The following is a 17099-nucleotide window of genomic DNA, read 5'->3' on the forward strand; positions in this document are numbered from 1 at the left end:
GCTAACTTCCAAACGAACGGTTGAGTTCTTATGGGAGTTAGTTTTTTTCTTTGAAAGTACTTTCAAAGAATCTCTTCAAAGGTCATAATTGTGATTGTAAAATCTAAATGACTTATTGGTATTGTCAAATGACTTTTCTTTTTTTATAATATTAATTGTAAACGCTGTCATATATTAATTAAAAAAGAAAGAGAGGGGCCAGATGGTCAAGTTAAGTAAAGAAGACCTGATTGGTCAGATTCAGGGAGGCATTATCGTTTCCTGTCAGGCTCTTCCTGGCGAACCGCTTTACACGGAAGCCGGAGGTGTCATGCCACTTCTAGCAAAAGCTGCAGAAGAAGGTGGAGCCGTAGGAATTCGTGCTAATAGCGTCCGTGATATTAAAGAAATTCAGGCTGTGACAGACTTGCCGATTATCGGCATCATCAAACGGGATTATCCCCCGCAAGAACCTTTTATCACAGCGACCATGAAGGAAGTCGACGAATTAGCTGAGCTTGATATTGCGGTTATCGCCTTGGATTGTACCCAGCGGGAACGTTTTGATGGGGAAGAAATTGGGACCTTTATCCGAAAGGTTAAAGAAAAATACCCTGATCAACTCCTTATGGCAGATACTAGCGCTTTAGAAGAAGGCTTGGCAGCCTATGAAGCTGGCGTCGACTTTGTTGGAACGACACTCTCTGGTTACACCTCGTACAGCCGACAGGAGAGTGGCCCAGACATTGAACTGATTCGTGCCCTTTGTGATGCAGGTGTTGATGTGATTGCAGAAGGTAAGATCCATACACCAGAGCAGGTTAAGGAGATTCAAGCTCTCGGTGTCAAAGGTATCGTTGTTGGCGGAGCCATTACCCGGCCAAAAGAAATCACAGAGCGCTTTGTAGCAGCAACTAAATCGTCATTAAACTAAGGGCAGAAAGCCCTAAACCAAGAAAGAATGGAGTGATTGATGAGATAGACGGTAAGAAAAAGATATCGTTGGCATCCCTAAAGGATAACTTTTAAGACTAAAAAATTACTTAAAGGAGTAAGGAAATGAAGAAATTTGCACGTACCCTATTAACAGGTGCAGCCTTGCTGGCTTTGGCAGCCTGTGGCAATTCAGGTGGTGAAAAAACAAGCACATCGTCAGAAGCTAAAGACACTGGCGGTGCTAAAACAGAAATCACATGGTGGGCATTCCCTGTCTTTACACAAGAAAACACTAGCGACGCTGTAGGGACTTACGAAAAATCAATTATCGCAGCCTTTGAAGAAGCGAACCCAGACATCAAGGTAAATCTTGAAACTATTGACTTTACTGCCGGTCCTGAAAAAATCACGACTGCTATTGAAGCGGGTACAGCACCAGACGTACTCTTTGACGCACCAGGCCGTATTATCACTTACGGAAAAAATGGCAAATTAGCAGACTTGAATGACCTCTTTACAGACGAGTACATCAAGGATGTTGACAATGACAATATCATCCAAGCAAGTAAAGCCGGTGATACAGCTTACATGTATCCAATCAGTTCAGCACCATTCTACATGGCTATGAACAAGGCGATGTTAGAAGATGCTGGTGTCCTTGACCTCGTGAAAGAAGGCTGGACAACAGAAGACTTTGAAAAAGTATTGAAAGCTCTTAAAGACAAAGGCTATAACCCGGGTTCACTCTTTGCTAACGGTCAAGGTGGTGACCAAGGTAACCGTGCTTTCTTGGCTAACCTTTACAGCGGAAGTATCACTGATGAAGCAGTAACGAAGTATACAACTGACGATCCTAAGATGGTTAAAGCCCTTGAAACCGTTAAAGGTTGGATGGATGAAGGGCTCATCATGAACGGTTCTCAATACGATGGTGGTGCCGATATCCAAAACTTTGCCAACGGTCAAACCTCTTACACAATCCTTTGGGCACCTGCTCAAAACGGTATCCAAGGGCAATTGCTTGAATCAAGTGGTGTTGAAGTCGTTGAAGTACCATTCCCATCAGAAGATGGCACACCAGCTCTTGAGTACTTGGTAAATGGTTTTGCAGTCTTTAATAACGGAGACGATGCTAAAGTTGAAGCATCTAAGAAATTCATCCAATTCATCGCTGACGATGAAGAATGGGGTCCTAAGAACGTTGTTCGTACAGGCGCTTTCCCTGTTCGCACATCATTTGGTACCCTTTATGATGACGAACGTATGGAAACCATCAGCGGATGGACTCAATACTACTCTCCATACTACAACACTATCGATGGTTTTGCTGAAATGCGTACCCTCTGGTTCCCAACTCTTCAAGCCGTATCTAACGGTGATGATGAGCCAGAAGCAGCTTTGAAATCATTCACAGAAAAAGCAAACGCAACAATCAAACCAGCTAACTAATTTCTGACGATGCCCCCTTTTCCCCATGACAGTCTATGTGTGCTGGAAGAGGGGGTTTTCTGTTAAGTGATGGCGCATTCTCTGTATTGAGCATTAGGGAAAAGGTGTTCAACACAGAGAGATGACCTCACATCCTTTTTGGAAAAAATTCTAAATAGAGAGGTATTTATCGTGCGAGTTAATAAGATTAGAATGCGCGAAACCATCGTCTCTTATGCCTTCTTGGCGCCGATTTTGGTGTTTTTTACCGTTTTTGTCTTGGCGCCTATGATCATGGGATTTGTGACGAGTTTCTTTAAATACACGATGACAGAGTTCACTTTTATTGGACTTGACAACTACATCCGTATGTTTAACGATGAAATCTTCATCAAGTCGTTAATTAACACGGTCATTATCGTTATTGGCTCTGTTCCGGTCGTTGTTTTCTTCTCCCTCTTTGTGGCAGCAAGAACCTATGACAAGAATGTGATTACGCGTTCCTTCTATCGGTTTGTCTTCTTCCTGCCGGTTGTTACAGGGAGTGTGGCCGTAACCGTTGTTTGGAAATGGATTTACGACCCGCTATCAGGGATTCTCAATTTCGTATTGAAAACTGGCGGTGTGATTGATCAAAACATTAGCTGGCTAGGGGACAAGCAGTGGGCACTCTGGGCCATTATCATCATTTTGCTGACAACTTCTGTGGGGCAACCAATCATCCTTTATATCGCAGCCTTAGGAAATATTGATAACTCTCTCGTTGAGGCGGCGCGTGTGGATGGGGCAACTGAAACACAAGTGTTCTGGAACATCAAGTGGCCATCACTCTTGCCGACAACCCTTTACATCGCAGTTATTACAACCATCAACTCCTTCCAGTGTTTTGCCTTGATTCAGCTGTTGACTTCTGGAGGACCAAACTATTCAACATCAACCCTGATGTACTACCTTTACGAAAAAGCCTTCAAATTGTCTGAGTATGGTTATGCCAATACCATGGGTGTGTTCTTGGCGGTCTTGATTGCCTTGATTTCTTACGCTCAGTTCAAGATTTTAGGCGACGACGTCAACTATTAGGAGGCATGATATGAAAAAGAAACAAATAACTGTATTTGGTGTGATTAGTAATATCGTTCTTCTACTCTTAACAGTCCTCTTTATCTTTCCTTTTTATTGGATTTTGACAGGGGCTTTTAAATCACAACCTGCTACTATAAAAATACCACCGCAATGGTGGCCTGCTGAGCCAACATTAGAAAACTTTGAAAAATTGGTGGTGCAAAACCCAGCCCTCCAGTGGTTGTGGAACTCTATTTTTATTTCGCTAGCGACCATGCTTTTGGTTTGTGCGACTTCTGCTTTGGCTGGCTATGTTCTTGCTAAGAAACGCTTTTACGGCCAACGATTGCTCTTTTCGATCTTCATCGCCGCTATGGCTTTGCCTAAGCAGGTGGTACTAGTACCACTGGTGCGCATTGTCAACTTCATGGGGATTCACGACACCTTGGCAGCGGTTATCCTGCCTTTGGTTGGTTGGCCATTTGGGGTGTTCTTGATGAAGCAATTCTCAGAAAACATTCCGACAGAGCTATTAGAGTCTGCTAAAATTGATGGTTGTAGCGAGCTTCGGACCTTCTGGAGCGTTGCTTTCCCGATCGTTAAACCAGGGTTTGCTGCGCTTGCCATCTTTACCTTTATCAACTCGTGGAATGACTACTTTATGCAATTGGTTATGTTGACGTCTCGTCAAAACCTAACCATTTCGTTGGGGGTAGCGACCATGCAGGCCGAGATGGCAACCAACTACGGTCTTATCATGGCGGGAGCTGCTTTAGCGGCAGTACCGATTGTTGTCATCTTCTTGATCTTCCAAAAATCCTTTACCCAAGGGATTACTATGGGAGCCGTTAAAGGATAATGCTTTTAAAAGTGAGATAGCTTATGATTTACGATCAATTATCAGAACTGAGCAATTACAAGGGATTACATCCCAATTTAGATGCGGCTATTGATGCTCTAGCAGAACTTGATTTAATAATGTTAGATCTTGGGAAGCACAGCATTGATGGCAACAATTCCTTCTTCATGCTTCAGGAAAATAGACTGGATAAGGATATTGGTCCTGAGTTTGAAGTTCACAGAGATTACTTAGATTTGCAATTCTTATTAGAGGGTAGAGAAATCATTAAGTATGGTTTTGGCGACCGTGAGGTCAGCAAAGCCTATGACCCGACTATCGATTTTGGTCAGGAAACCTGTGAACGGGAAATGGATGTGGTGATTGACCCTGACCACTTTGCCATTTATTTTCCTGGCGAAGCCCATCGGCCAAATGTCTATGCCAACGCTGGTGAAACCGTCAAAAAATGTGTGGTCAAGGTCTTGATTGATTAGAGAAATGTGTGCTAAAAAGAAAGAATAGAGAGGAAACCTTATGGGCGAGAAAACAGAAAAATTAGTCAAAACAGTTTTTGGGGTTGACAATGCCTTTGTTCGCGCCTGTGAGCGGGTTTTGGACCTAGTGGTTCTCAATCTCCTCTTTCTTTTGACTTGCTTGCCTGTTATTACGATTGGAATCGCTAAGATGAGCCTTTATCAGGTACTTTTTGACCTCAAGCGACAAAAACGCTTAGCTATTATCAACAGTTATCTAGCTGCTTTTAAAAAGCATGGGAAACTTGGCCTTCGTCTAGGTGCTCTGGAATTGGTGATTGTTGGCTTTTGTGTGTTGGACCTGCTCTTGGTCAGCCGTTTGGATATGGCAGGAGCGCGTTTGATTCAAGTCTTGGCCATGGCGGTTTTGATTTTGGCAACCATTCTCTTTCTCTATGCGTACCCGATTGCAACACGATTTGATCTTGGGATAAAAGATATTTTAAAAAATGCCTTTGTGCTGGCGGGGGTTCATTTTCCCTGGACCTTCCTCATGATTGGGGTTATCCTGCTACTAACAACATTGCTATATACGACCAGCCTGACCTTCCTCTTAGGCCTTAGCCTTTTGCTACTAGCAGGCTTTTCAAGTCTTGGGTTTGGTCAAGTCTGGATTATGGAAAAAATTTTCAAACCCTATTTAGGGACGACTAAAAGTTTAAACGGAGCAAACAATGAGTGATTTAAGCAAATACCATGGAATTATTCCTGCTTTTTACGCTTGCTATGATGAGGCAGGCAACATCAGCCCTGAACGTGTTGAAGCCTTGACCCAGTTCTTTATTGACAAGGGTGTCAAAGGACTCTATGTCAATGGGTCCTCGGGTGAATGTATTTATCAGAGTGTCGCAGACCGCAAATTGGTCCTTGAACATGTCATGAAGGTGGCTAAGGGCAAATTGACCATCATCAACCATGTAGCCTGCAACAGTACGCGCGATAGTATCGAGCTAGCTAAGCATTCAGAAAGCCTTGGTGTCGATGCTATTGCAGCCATTCCACCGATTTATTTCCGTTTGCCGGAGCATGCCATCGCCAAATACTGGAATGACATCAGTGCGGCTGCGCCTAATACAGACTTTATCATCTACAATATTCCACAGCTAGCTGGAGTTGCTTTGACACCAATGCTCTACCGTGAAATGCTGAAAAATGAACGGGTCATCGGGGTTAAAAACTCCTCCATGCCGATTCAGGACATCGAAATTTTCCGCTCGCTCGGTGGTGATGACCATGTGGTCTTCAATGGTCCAGATGAGCAGTTCCTTGGTGGACGCCTCATGGGAGCAGCAGGTGGGATTGGCGGTACTTATGGTGCCATGCCAGAACTCTTCCTCAAGTTGGATAGCTTGATTGCGGAAAAAGACCTTGAAACTGCGCGTGAATTGCAGTATGCCATTAACAACATCATCGGTCACTTGGTCGTGGCTCGAGGGAATATGTATGGTGTCATTAAAGCAACGCTCAAGATTAATGAAGGCTTGGAGCTGGGCTCTGTTCGTGAACCGTTGATGCCGGTTTGTGAGGAGGATGCTAGTGTCGTTGAAGAGGCTGCGCGTTTGATACGTGAAGCTAAGGAACGCTTTTTATAAGTAAAATCAGTGGGAGGGGCCGATGGGCGGCCTCCCACCTCTTATTGAAACCCTTTTATGAGGAGGATGATGAAATGAGTAGGTATGTCGCCATTGATATTGGTGGAACCAGTATCAAATATGGCTTAATTGATGACAAGGAGACCTTGGTTGAAGGGCACGAGATGCCGACAGAAGCCCATCTTGGTGGCCCAGGCATTATGGCAAAGGTCAAGGATATAGTAGCCAACTATCAGGCAGAAGAAGCATTATCTGGCATCTGCCTGTCGTCGGCTGGTATGGTGGATCCTGATAAGGGGGAAATCTTTTATGCAGGTCCACAGATCCCAAACTATGCTGGCACCCAGTTTAAAAAAGAGTTGGAAGAAACCTTTAACCTGCCCTGTGAAATTGAAAATGATGTGAACTGTGCTGGTCTCGCTGAGGTGAAGTCAGGCAGTGCCCAAGGCAGCCCAGTGGCGGTCTGTTTGACAATAGGTACCGGGATTGGCGGTTGCTTGGTGATTGACGGCCAGGTCTTTCATGGCTATAGCAACTCTGCCTGTGAAGTGGGCTACATGCACCTGAACGATGGCCCCTTTCAAGATTTGGCCTCAACCACAGCCTTGGTCCATTATGTGGCCCAGCAGCACGGCGATCCTGTAGACCAGTGGAATGGTCTTAGGGTCTTTACAGAAGCAACAGAAGGAAACACCCATTGTATCGCAGGGATTGATCGCATGGTGGATTATCTGGCCCAAGGGATTGCCAATATCTGCTTTGTGGCTAATCCGCAAAAGGTCGTCCTAGGTGGTGGCATCATGGCCCAAGAAGCCATTTTAAAACCAAAACTTCAGACAGCCTTAAAAGGGTACTTAGTACCAAGTATCGCTGAAAAGACAGAGCTGGTCTTTGCCCAGCATCTCAACACTGCGGGTATGTTTGGGGCTTATTATAACTTTAAGAATCAACAGGAAAAACGGGCTCAGGCCTAAGTTTGTGAAAGGAAGATACTATGTTTGATACCATGTCTCTGGAGGCCATGCAGACCTATCGTGGCCGTCAGGAAGTGCCAGAGGATTTTGACCAATTTTGGGATGGCCAGCTGGCTAAACATCAAGACTTACCAGATTATGAACTGATAGAGCAGGATTTTGACGTTCCTAACGCAGACTTTTATGCCTTAACCTTTACCGCTGAAAATGGCTCAACTATTTTCTCCAAGTGCGTCTTTCCAAAGTCAGAGAAACCTGTTCCTGTGCTCTTTTACTTCCATGGCTACCAAGGCCAAAGTCCTGACTGGACAGAAAACCTGAAGTTTGTAGCGGCTGGTTACGGGGTCGTCTGTATGGACGTACGTGGCCAAGCGGGTCGCTCGACCGATATGGGCCAATTTGAGGGCATGACGGTGAAAGGCCAGGTGATTCGCGGGGCTGTTGAAGGGCCAGAACACCTTTTTTACAAGGATGTCTATCTGGATGTTTACCAGTTGATTGAGATTGTAGCAAGCTTTGACCGTGTGGATGACCAAGCACTCTATAGCTATGGGGCTTCTCAGGGCGGCGCTTTGGCCTTGGTGGCTGCAGCCCTCAACCCTCGCATCCAGCGGGTTGTTTCCATCTATCCCTTCTTGTCTGACTTCAAGCGGGTGATGGAACTCAATGACGTCAACGAACCATACAATGAACTCTTCCGTTATTTCCGTTTCTCAGACCCCTTCCATGAAACAGAAGAGACCTTCCTGCATACATTGGGGTACATCGATGTGAAGAACTTGGCTCACCGGATCACCTGCCCTGTGCACATGGTGACGGGCTTAGATGACATCATCTGCCCGCCTTCGACCCAGTATGCCATTTACAACCGCTTGACTTGTGACAAGGACATCAAGCTTTTACCTGATTATGGCCATGATGCCCTCAATGTCAAGGTCAACGACTATGTCTTTGACAAACTCTTTGGCACCAAGGTTTTGGGCTTGTAGGGGATAGGAAACTATGAATGAAAAAACCAGCTCAGTGGCTGGTTTTTTTGAGTTTTGCACATATACAGTTGACATGTATAGTTCGGCGTTGTATAATATAAATGTAAAGTCGAACTGTATATAAAAACAAGGAGGTCAGGGTGAAACGAAACAAACATTTGCCCCTAACAGAAACGACCTTTTACATTTTGCTGGCACTGAGGCAGCCATCGCATGGCTATGTCATCATGCAGACTGTGGAAGAGTTGAGCTGTGGCGATGTGCGGATTGCTGCAGGAACCATGTATGGGGCTATCGAAAATTTACTCAAGCTCAAATGGATCAAGTCAGTAGCTTCTGAGGACAAGCGGCGGAAGGTCTATCAAATCACGTCTCTTGGAGAGGAAATTTTAACCTTAGAAGTTGGCCGTTTGAGACAATTGAGCCAGTTAGCAGAAAAACTGGGATTATAAGGAGGAACCCATGAAAAAGTACAAACTATTCGCTGACCCTAGCCAAGAAGAAAGCTGGATCGATGCTATTCAAGCCCAAGGCTATCAATTGGTTAAGGTTGAGCCATGGCGCTTTCGGTATGAGTTTGAACCAACAACGTCGCCTAAACCAATCAGAATTGATTACCGTGACTTTTATTCCAGTCGCTCTCATAAAGAGTACGTGACCTTCTTTGAAGACGCTGGCTGGAAACACCTTGCAGGAGTAATGTTTGGTGGCCAGCAGTATTTCGTCCAAGAAGGTCAGACTCCGGATACGGAAATCTTTTCAGATTGGGAATCTAAAAAAGCCATGAAGAAACGCATGCTGGATGGAGCAATCTCAACAGGATCTGCCTGTGTTTTATACGTTGCGATTATGATGGGAAATAAAGGAATCCATTTAGGAGACTACTTAATACCTAGTCGGTGGTTTATGGCAGAAGGACTTTGGCAGATGCCTAAGGACTTGATGTGGAAAGCAGTCCTGTTTGAACTGCCCTTTGCCCTCCTAAGGGTGCTGCCCTTCTATCTGTTTTTGGGGATGGCAATCTTCTATAGCTATCGCTATGTTAAAGTATCGCGAACGATCAAAAAAGGGGTCTGAGCTTTGGCTCAGACCTTTTGATTGGCTGGTGGGAAGGTGTAGGCGTTAAAGATGGCTTCTTTTTGCTCACGGTTAATTTCCAGAAAATAGGCATAGAGTATGTCCAGTAGAATCAACATTGGAAACTGTGGTGAGATGCGATTGCCGTAATCCAAGTGAGGGACAGAGGCTAGTGTGACAGTTTCAGTGTACTCTTCCTTGTGGTCAGCGGCTTGGGTGCTAAAGAGAACCGTTTTAGCACCCTTTTCCTTGGCAGCGGTAAGACTGTTGAGGACTGTCATGGTAGAGCCAGAAAGACTAAAACCGATGACTAAGCACTTAGGATCAAGGATACTGATGGTCCATGCAAAGCTTTCCTGATCCGTCAAAGCCTCGCAAATCACACCAAGACGCATGAGACGAAGCTTCATCTCTCTGGCTACGAGACCAGAGCTACCTTGCCCGAAGAAATAGACCCGATCAGCTTCTTCAATCAGCTCAGCGATGCGCTGCAATTGGTCCTCATCGATTAGCTGGTGGCTTTGCTGGGTAATATCATCATAATCCAACAACACCCGCTTGGTTAAGGGGTGTTTTAAGTGCTCGAAGGACTGTTCCACAGAATCTCTGCTATTGAGGTATTCAAAAATAAAGGCCCGATAACCAGAGAACCCGCATTTTTTGGCAAACCGGGTCAAGGCAGCTTGAGACACATGAAGGTCCATAGCGACCTGCTGGGAGGAAAGGTCATCTGCCGTTAGGGCATGGGTGGTAAAATACTGGGCGATTTGCGCTTCAACCTCCGTCATCGCTGACAGATTTTTTTCAATAATGGCAATCGTGTTGCTTACTTTCGTCATAATCTCATCCTTAAACAATTCTAGGCCTATTATATCATATTTCAGCTAAAGCGCTATCACTATATGAAGGAACCTTTTCAAATGTTAGGGTTTTACGGCTACCCTCTAGCTCGAAAAATAGAGGGCTTTGTGGTAAAATGGAAAGACTAAGTGTTGAGGAGTTGGACATGTCAAATACCTTTAAACTGCTGATGGCTCAGATTAATTTACCGCTGGATTTGCAAGAATCTAGCGCTTTTTCCAGTGGTCAGATTCGTGCGGTCCAGCTCCATAAACTCAGCAAGCACTGGGAATTTCATTTCCAGTTTGACAAACTCCTGCCGATTGCTTCTTATCAAGCCCTCAAGCATGGCTTGACGACAACTTTTGAGGCCTTGGGCAACCGTGTGACCTTTGACATTACTGTGGCTGATCAGTCTGATGGCCCCGAGCTCATTCAGGCCTACTACCAAGAAGCCTTTTCCGAAGAGCTCTGCCAAAGTATCGGTTTCAAGTCTATTTTTCAGCATCTTGAGGTTCATTTGCAGGAGCAGACCTTGACTATTTGTGGGCCTGAGTCTATTACTAACCCGCATTTTCGGAAAAATCACCTACCAAACTTGGAAAAGCAACTGGCTCTTTTTGGCTTTGGTTCCCTCAGCATTGAGGTTCAAGTCAGTGAGGAGTTGACCCAGAGCCAGCAGGCTGATTATGTTGCCAAAAATGAGCAGATTGTCCAAGCAGCCAACGAAGAAGCGCTAAATGCTCTGACCTCTCTAGACAAGCAAACGCCACCGCCTCAGGCAGACAGCAAGCCTGCCTTCGACTTTGGAGAGGTAGCTAAGATTCGCCAATCTAACGCCAAATTGGACAAGGCTGACATCACACCGATGGTTGATGTGACCACCGAGGAAAACCGTCTGGTCTTTGAAGGTCTGGTCTTTGCTGTAGAAACCAAGGTCACAAAGACTGGACGTTGCCTCATTAACTTCAAGATGACAGACTACACCTCGTCGTTTGCTCTCCAAAAATGGGCCAAAAACGAGGAAGAAGCCCAGAAGTTTGACATGATCAAAAAAGGCGCCTGGCTCCGTGTCCGAGGCAATATCAGCCTTAACCCTTTTACCAATGACCTGAACATGAACGCTCAGGACATTATGGAAGTGACCAAGCCAGGTCGTAAGGACCTGATGCCTGAAGGGGAGAAGCGGGTCGAATTTCATGCTCACACCAACATGTCTACCATGGATGCTCTGCCAACGGTTGAGGATCTGGTGGACCGAGCAGCAGACTGGGGCCACACGGCTCTAGCCATCACAGACCACGGCAATGTCCAATCCTTCCCCCATGGCTACAAGCAGGCCAAGAAACGGGGCATCAAGCTCATCTACGGTATGGAAGCCAATATCGTTGAGGACAGTGTGCCGATTGCCTACAATGAAGCAGATGTCGACTTATCTGAAGCGACCTATGTGGTCTTTGACGTGGAGACGACAGGGCTCTCTGCCATCTACAATGACCTGATTCAGATTGCGGCCTCTAAGATGTATAAGGGCAATGTTATTGCCGAATTTGACGAATTTATCAACCCAGGCCACCCCCTATCTGCCTTTACGACGGATCTAACAGGGATTACAGATGAGCATGTCAAAAATGCCCGTCCATTAGAGACAGTCCTCAAGGCCTTCCAGGACTTCTGTGACGGTGCTGTCCTAGTCGCTCATAATGCGAGCTTTGACGTGGGCTTCATGGATGTCAACTACAAGCGACATGGCCTGCCTGAAATCAGTCAACCGGTCATCGATACCTTGGAGCTGGCCCGTAACCTCTATCCGGAGTACAAGCGTCACGGCTTAGGCCCTCTGACCAAGCGGTTTGGGGTGGCTCTCGAGCATCACCACATGGCCAACTACGATGCGGAGGCTACCGGACGCTTGCTCTTTATTTTCCTAAAAGAAGCCGCGGAAAAGCATGGCCTGACCAACCTCAATCAGCTCAATACCCAGCTGATTGCTGAGGATTCTTATAAAAAAGCCCGTGTCAAACACGCGACTCTCTACGTTCAGAACCAGACAGGGTTGAAAAACATGTTTAAGCTGGTCAGCCTGTCCAGCACCCAGTATTTTGAAGGCGTGTCGCGGATTCCTAAGACGGTCTTGGATGCCCACCGTGAGGGGCTTCTCGTGGGAACAGCGTGTTCAGACGGGGAACTGTTTGATGCTGTTACTTCAAAAGGGACTGATGAGGCCGTCAAGGTCGCCCGCTATTATGATTTTATCGAGATTATGCCACCTGCCATCTATGCGCCTCTGATCGCGCGTGAACAGGTCAAAGACGACGCAGAGATTCAAGAAATCATTAAAGCCATGATCGAGGTTGGTCAGCGCCTGGATTTACCAGTTTTGGCGACAGGAAATGTCCACTACTTAGATCCTGAACAGGAGATTTACCGGGAGATTATTGTGCGCAGTCTCGGCCAAGGGGCTATGATTAACCGCAATATTGGACATGGGGAAAATGCCCAGCCAGCGCCACTGCCCAAGGCACATTTTCGCACCACCAATGAACTCTTGGACGAGTTTGCCTTTTTAGGCAAGGATTTGGCCTATGACGTGGTCGTGACCAATACCCAAGCCATGGCAGAGCGTTTTGAAACGGTGCAAGTGGTTAAGGGTGACCTCTATACGCCCTTTATTGAGCGGGCAGAGGAGCAGGTGGCTGAGATGACCTATGCCAAGGCCTTTGAAATGTATGGCAATCCTCTGCCAGACATTGTTGACCTGCGGATCGAAAAAGAACTCTCCTCTATCTTGGGGAATGGCTTTGCCGTGATTTACCTGGCCTCTCAGATGCTGGTACAGCGCTCCAATGAGCGGGGCTACCTGGTCGGTTCCAGGGGGTCTGTCGGGTCTAGCTTTGTGGCGACTATGATTGGAATTACAGAAGTTAACCCGCTCTCGCCTCACTATTACTGTGCAGATTGCCAGTATTCGGAATTTATCACAGATGGCTCCTACGGGTCCGGCTTTGACATGCCTAACAAAGACTGTCCTAACTGTGGGAAACGGCTGATGAAAGATGGCCAGGATATTCCCTTTGAGACCTTCCTTGGTTTTGACGGGGATAAGGTTCCCGATATCGATTTGAACTTCTCAGGAGATGACCAACCGAGTGCCCACTTAGATGTTCGGGATATCTTTGGGTCGGAGTATGCCTTTCGGGCCGGAACGGTGGGTACCGTTGCTGATAAGACAGCCTATGGCTTTGTCCGTGGCTATGAACGGGATTATGGCAAGTTTTACCGCGATGTCGAAGTCGAGCGTTTGGCTGCAGGAGCTGCCGGGGTTAAGCGGACGACTGGTCAGCACCCAGGCGGGATTGTCGTTATCCCGAACTACATGGATGTCTATGACTTTACCCCTGTCCAGTACCCTGCAGATGATGTAACGGCTGAATGGCAGACCACCCACTTTAACTTCCACGATATCGATGAAAACATCCTTAAGCTCGATGTTCTGGGTCACGATGATCCGACCATGATTCGTAAGCTTCAGGACCTCTCAGGCATCGATCCGAAGACGATCTTAGCCGATGACCCTGGAGTCATGGCCCTCTTTTCAGGGACTGAAATCCTAGGAGTCACGCCAGAGCAGATCGGGACACCGACGGGTATGTTGGGGATTCCTGAGTTTGGGACCAATTTTGTCCGCGGCATGGTGGATGAGACTCATCCCACGACCTTTGCCGAGCTGTTGCAGCTCTCAGGCCTATCGCACGGGACAGACGTTTGGCTGGGGAATGCCCAGGACTTGATTCGTTCAGGCATTGCCGACCTGTCTACGGTTATCGGTTGTCGGGATGACATCATGGTTTACCTCATGCATGCTGGCCTTGAGCCCAAGATGGCCTTTAATATCATGGAGCGCGTGCGTAAAGGCATGTGGCTCAAGATTTCAGAGGAAGAGCGCAATGGCTATATTGAGGCCATGCGATCTAATAATGTGCCTGACTGGTACATCGAGTCTTGTGGGAAGATTAAGTACATGTTCCCCAAAGCCCACGCGGCAGCCTACGTTATGATGGCCCTTCGGGTGGCCTATTTCAAGGTCCACCACCCTCTCTATTATTACTGTGCTTACTTCTCTATCAGGGCCAAGGCCTTTGATTTGGCGACCATGTCTGGTGGCCTTGACCGCGTCAAAGCCAAGATGGCTGAAATCGCTGAGAAGAAGAAAAATAATCTAGCTTCAAACGTGGAAAATGACCTTTACACGACATTGGAAATTGTCAATGAAATGTTGGAGCGTGGCTTCAAATTTGGCAAGCTAGACCTCTACAAGAGCGATGCGACCGAATTTTTAATCGAAGGTGACACCTTGATTCCGCCGTTTTCAGCTATGGATGGTCTGGGGGATAACGTTGCCCGCCAAATCGTTCGAGCGCGTGCAGAAGGCGAATTCCTCTCCAAGACCGAGCTCCGAAAACGCGGTGGCCTTTCGTCGACACTGGTTGAGAAGATGGACGATATGGGGGTGCTCGGCAACATGCCTGAGGACAACCAACTCAGCCTCTTTGATGATTTGTTTTAAGTATAACCCCAGCTAGCCATAGGCCAGCTGGGGTTTCTGTGTTATAATGAAAGAAAAAAGAGGAGGCTTCTCATGATCATTGAAGTGTGTGCGGGTTCTTTAGAGGACTGCTTGACAGCTCAAGTCGCAGGAGCTGACCGGATTGAACTCAATAGTGCCTTGCACCTGGGGGGGCTCACCCCAAGCCTTGCGACCGTCAGACTGGCCAAGCAAGCAGTCACTTTGCCCCTCATCTGCATGGTTCGCCCTCGGGCTGCGGGGTTTTGCTATTCGGATAGGGAAAAAGCTGTCATGCGCCTTGATGCCCAGCTCCTACTAGAAGCTGGAGCGGATGGCCTTGCTAGCGGTGCCCTGACCCCTGATGGCCAGCTGGATACATCCTTCACCGCGGAGCTTATTGCCCTTTGCCATAGCCATGGTGCGGAATTTGTCTTTCACCGGGCCTTTGATGTTGTTAAGGATCCTTTTGACATGGCAGAGCAGTTGATCGCCCTAGGTTGTGACCGGATCTTGACGTCAGGTCAGATGGCGACAGCACCGGAAGGTCGCGACCTGCTCAGGCAACTGCAGGCCAGGTTTGGCCAGCAGATGGCTTTTTGCATGGGAGCTGGTATCTCAGCAGACAATGTGGTTGACCTCATTCGCGAAACTGGAATCGCCCAAGTCCACGCCAGTTTTAAAGGGTGGGCGTTAGACCCAACCAGCTCTGGAAATGGGGTCGATTATAGCTACGCGCAGCCAGACCATTACGACCTGGTTTTAGCAGACAAGGTCACAGCTCTCAAAAAGGCCTTGTTAGAGGCCGGTCTTGTCTGATAAACAGTGATCTGAGGTCGCAAATTGGCCAGCCACGAAGGGTAGCCAGAAAGGGTGCGTCGGTAGCTCTGCTATTTTTCAAAACTATTTATGGAAATGGTTTGAAAACGTGATGCCAAGCGATTTTTAGAGTTGACAAATGCTCTTAAAATAAGGATAATAGAGTAAAGAAACTGTTTTCAGAAAATGGAGGTGCCTATGCAGATTACCAAACGTAATGGTCAGGTCGTAGACTTTGATCCGGATAAGATTTACCAAGCGATTTTAAAAGCGGCTCAGACGGTTTATGTGTTAGATGACAAGTTGCGTTATGACTTGGCGGAAGTGACCAAAAAGGTTGTGTTGGATTTGAGTGAAGCCCAAGCGGAGCGCCCGACCATTGGTATGGTGCAGTCCCAGGTAGAGTACCGCCTTTTGGACGCGGGTTATTTCAAGATTGCTCAGCACTACATTGAGTACCGCCTTCAACGCGATTTGGAGCGAATCGGTTTTGATGACCGCTACGCCGTGCATTTGCGCTTCGAGCAACTCCGTTAACTATCTCTATTTGAAAACCAGCTAGTGGGCTGGTTTTTTGATGCTTTAATGGAGTAGTAGTGTTAAAAAAGAGAGCTAAGCAAGTGACACAAAATCCCCCGTATCTGAGAATACGGGGGATTGTCTTAAGCCTTATTCGATAATCAGGAGGCCTTCTTTGATAGCAAATGGGTTGTCCTCATTAATGCGATCGTAGAACATGATGCCATTGATGTGGTCGATCTCGTGTTGGACGACAATGGCGTTGTAGCCCTTAAGTTTGACCCGTTGCTTGTCACCGTTCTTGTCCACGTATTCCACGGTTACCCGGCTGTTGCGGATGACATAGCCTTCTACCGGACGGTCGACGGATAAGCAGCCTTCGCCATCTGCCAGTGCCGCTTCTTGGACAGAGTGGGCAACGATTTTAGGATTATACATGATAACTTCTAGGGAATAGGCTTCCTTGGGAGGGTTCCCCTCTTCATCTTCGGGATTTGGAATGAGGCAGGCAATAATGCGTTTTGAAATGTCGAGCTGGGGAGCAGCGAGTCCGACACCTCCGCGCAGGCCTAGTTTTTCAGCCATGACAGGATCCTGCGAATTCTTGAGGAACTGCATCATCTTCTCGCCGAGGATGATGTCCTGGTCTGAGAGGGGCAAGGCCACCTCGTCAGCTACCTGACGTAAGGTCGGGTTGCCTTCCCGAATAATATCGTTCATATCGATGAGATGGCTCGCACGGGTTAATTTTTCAATAACAGTCATGATGTCTCCGTTTCTCTGTAAACTATAACTGTGAATCCTCAAAAAAACTGTCTAGGATGAGGGAACAGTCCTCTAGGTATCCTCCCTTTAAGAACATGAATCCTATGATAAAGGTGAAGTTAAAGCTCGACAGTCTTTTTTCAAGGGGTTAAGTAATAGTCTTACTATACCACAAAAACGT

16 protein-coding genes are annotated in these 17099 nt (G+C 46.9%); 14 read left to right on the forward strand and 2 right to left on the reverse strand.

Annotated elements, in window-relative coordinates; genetic code table 11:
- The first annotated feature begins 202 nt into the window (after window positions 1-202).
- The 11 genes from J2S23_RS04565 (at window position 203) to J2S23_RS04615 (ending at window position 9411) form a co-directional block, all read left to right on the forward strand.
- On the forward strand, window positions 203-913 hold the full coding sequence (locus J2S23_RS04565; RefSeq protein ID WP_307121573.1) for an N-acetylmannosamine-6-phosphate 2-epimerase: 711 nt from the start codon (window positions 203-205) through the stop codon (window positions 911-913).
- 125 nt (window positions 914-1038) lie between these two features.
- The gene (locus J2S23_RS04570) at window positions 1039-2364 is read left to right on the forward strand and encodes an extracellular solute-binding protein (RefSeq protein ID WP_307121574.1); all 1326 of its coding nucleotides are present in this window, start codon (window positions 1039-1041) and stop codon (window positions 2362-2364) included.
- Between the two features lie 171 nt (window positions 2365-2535).
- The gene (locus J2S23_RS04575) at window positions 2536-3423 is read left to right on the forward strand and encodes a carbohydrate ABC transporter permease (RefSeq protein WP_307121575.1); all 888 of its coding nucleotides are present in this window, start codon (window positions 2536-2538) and stop codon (window positions 3421-3423) included.
- A 10-nt stretch (window positions 3424-3433) separates the two neighbouring features.
- Window positions 3434-4264, forward strand: a complete 831-nt coding sequence (locus J2S23_RS04580; protein WP_307121576.1) for a carbohydrate ABC transporter permease — start codon at window positions 3434-3436, stop codon at window positions 4262-4264.
- Between the two features lie 23 nt (window positions 4265-4287).
- Window positions 4288-4740, forward strand: a complete 453-nt coding sequence (locus tag J2S23_RS04585) for a NanQ anomerase/TabA/YiaL family protein (protein ID WP_307121577.1) — start codon at window positions 4288-4290, stop codon at window positions 4738-4740.
- A 40-nt stretch (window positions 4741-4780) separates the two neighbouring features.
- A complete protein-coding gene (locus tag J2S23_RS04590) occupies window positions 4781-5461 on the forward strand; it encodes a DUF624 domain-containing protein (protein WP_307121578.1) in 681 nt (226 codons plus the stop codon).
- A complete protein-coding gene (locus J2S23_RS04595; protein WP_307121579.1) occupies window positions 5454-6371 on the forward strand; it encodes a dihydrodipicolinate synthase family protein in 918 nt (305 codons plus the stop codon). Before J2S23_RS04590 ends, J2S23_RS04595 begins: the two co-directional genes overlap by 8 nt.
- 74 nt (window positions 6372-6445) lie before the next feature.
- Window positions 6446-7345, forward strand: a complete 900-nt coding sequence (locus tag J2S23_RS04600; RefSeq protein WP_307121580.1) for an ROK family protein — start codon at window positions 6446-6448, stop codon at window positions 7343-7345.
- A 20-nt stretch (window positions 7346-7365) separates the two neighbouring features.
- Window positions 7366-8334: an alpha/beta fold hydrolase gene (locus J2S23_RS04605; protein WP_307121581.1), complete on the forward strand. Its 969-nt coding sequence runs from the start codon at window positions 7366-7368 to the stop codon at window positions 8332-8334.
- Between the two features lie 140 nt (window positions 8335-8474).
- The gene (locus J2S23_RS04610) at window positions 8475-8786 is read left to right on the forward strand and encodes a PadR family transcriptional regulator (protein WP_307121582.1); all 312 of its coding nucleotides are present in this window, start codon (window positions 8475-8477) and stop codon (window positions 8784-8786) included.
- A gap of 10 nt (window positions 8787-8796) precedes the next feature.
- Window positions 8797-9411 carry a DUF2812 domain-containing protein gene (locus tag J2S23_RS04615; RefSeq protein ID WP_307121583.1) on the forward strand — a complete coding sequence of 205 codons (615 nt, stop codon included), beginning with the start codon at window positions 8797-8799 and terminating at the stop codon, window positions 9409-9411.
- A gap of 8 nt (window positions 9412-9419) precedes the next feature.
- On the opposite strand, the gene J2S23_RS04620 is transcribed toward J2S23_RS04615, so the two are convergent.
- Complete coding sequence (locus J2S23_RS04620) at window positions 9420-10250, reverse strand: MurR/RpiR family transcriptional regulator (protein ID WP_307121584.1); 831 nt, start codon at window positions 10248-10250, stop codon at window positions 9420-9422.
- A gap of 167 nt (window positions 10251-10417) precedes the next feature.
- Here J2S23_RS04620 and J2S23_RS04625 point away from each other — a divergent pair, with 167 nt between their 5' ends.
- The 3 genes from J2S23_RS04625 (at window position 10418) to J2S23_RS04635 (ending at window position 16171) form a co-directional block, all read left to right on the forward strand.
- Complete coding sequence (locus J2S23_RS04625) at window positions 10418-14818, forward strand: PolC-type DNA polymerase III (RefSeq protein WP_307121585.1); 4401 nt, start codon at window positions 10418-10420, stop codon at window positions 14816-14818.
- A gap of 72 nt (window positions 14819-14890) precedes the next feature.
- Window positions 14891-15634, forward strand: a complete 744-nt coding sequence (locus tag J2S23_RS04630) for a copper homeostasis protein CutC (protein ID WP_307121586.1) — start codon at window positions 14891-14893, stop codon at window positions 15632-15634.
- Window positions 15635-15832: 198 nt separating this feature from the next.
- A complete protein-coding gene (locus J2S23_RS04635) occupies window positions 15833-16171 on the forward strand; it encodes an ATP cone domain-containing protein (protein ID WP_307121587.1) in 339 nt (112 codons plus the stop codon).
- Window positions 16172-16303: 132 nt separating this feature from the next.
- Here J2S23_RS04635 and def read toward each other — a convergent pair whose 3' ends face one another.
- Complete coding sequence (def, locus tag J2S23_RS04640; protein WP_307121654.1) at window positions 16304-16918, reverse strand: peptide deformylase; 615 nt, start codon at window positions 16916-16918, stop codon at window positions 16304-16306.
- Window positions 16919-17099: the final 181 nt, after the last annotated feature.

The organism is Streptococcus moroccensis (genome assembly GCF_030812835.1).
In the GTDB taxonomy this organism is placed as follows: Bacteria; Bacillota; Bacilli; order Lactobacillales; family Streptococcaceae; genus Streptococcus; species Streptococcus moroccensis.

Bases quoted from the DNA above. Each gene is read 5' to 3' on its own strand.
- J2S23_RS04565 (WP_307121573.1), top strand. From the start codon at position 203: ATGGTCAAGTTAAGTAAAGAAGACCTGATTGGTCAGATTCAGGGAGGC.
- J2S23_RS04570 (WP_307121574.1), top strand. From the start codon at position 1,039: ATGAAGAAATTTGCACGTACCCTATTAACAGGTGCAGCCTTGCTGGCT.
- J2S23_RS04580 (WP_307121576.1), top strand. From the start codon at position 3,434: ATGAAAAAGAAACAAATAACTGTATTTGGTGTGATTAGTAATATCGTT.
- J2S23_RS04585 (WP_307121577.1), top strand. From the start codon at position 4,288: ATGATTTACGATCAATTATCAGAACTGAGCAATTACAAGGGATTACAT.
- J2S23_RS04590 (WP_307121578.1), top strand. From the start codon at position 4,781: ATGGGCGAGAAAACAGAAAAATTAGTCAAAACAGTTTTTGGGGTTGAC.
- J2S23_RS04595 (WP_307121579.1), top strand. From the start codon at position 5,454: ATGAGTGATTTAAGCAAATACCATGGAATTATTCCTGCTTTTTACGCT.
- J2S23_RS04600 (WP_307121580.1), top strand. From the start codon at position 6,446: ATGAGTAGGTATGTCGCCATTGATATTGGTGGAACCAGTATCAAATAT.
- J2S23_RS04605 (WP_307121581.1), top strand. From the start codon at position 7,366: ATGTTTGATACCATGTCTCTGGAGGCCATGCAGACCTATCGTGGCCGT.
- J2S23_RS04615 (WP_307121583.1), top strand. From the start codon at position 8,797: ATGAAAAAGTACAAACTATTCGCTGACCCTAGCCAAGAAGAAAGCTGG.
- J2S23_RS04620 (WP_307121584.1), bottom strand. From the start codon at position 10,250: ATGACGAAAGTAAGCAACACGATTGCCATTATTGAAAAAAATCTGTCA.
- J2S23_RS04625 (WP_307121585.1), top strand. From the start codon at position 10,418: ATGTCAAATACCTTTAAACTGCTGATGGCTCAGATTAATTTACCGCTG.
- J2S23_RS04630 (WP_307121586.1), top strand. From the start codon at position 14,891: ATGATCATTGAAGTGTGTGCGGGTTCTTTAGAGGACTGCTTGACAGCT.
- J2S23_RS04635 (WP_307121587.1), top strand. From the start codon at position 15,833: ATGCAGATTACCAAACGTAATGGTCAGGTCGTAGACTTTGATCCGGAT.
- def (WP_307121654.1), bottom strand. From the start codon at position 16,918: ATGACTGTTATTGAAAAATTAACCCGTGCGAGCCATCTCATCGATATG.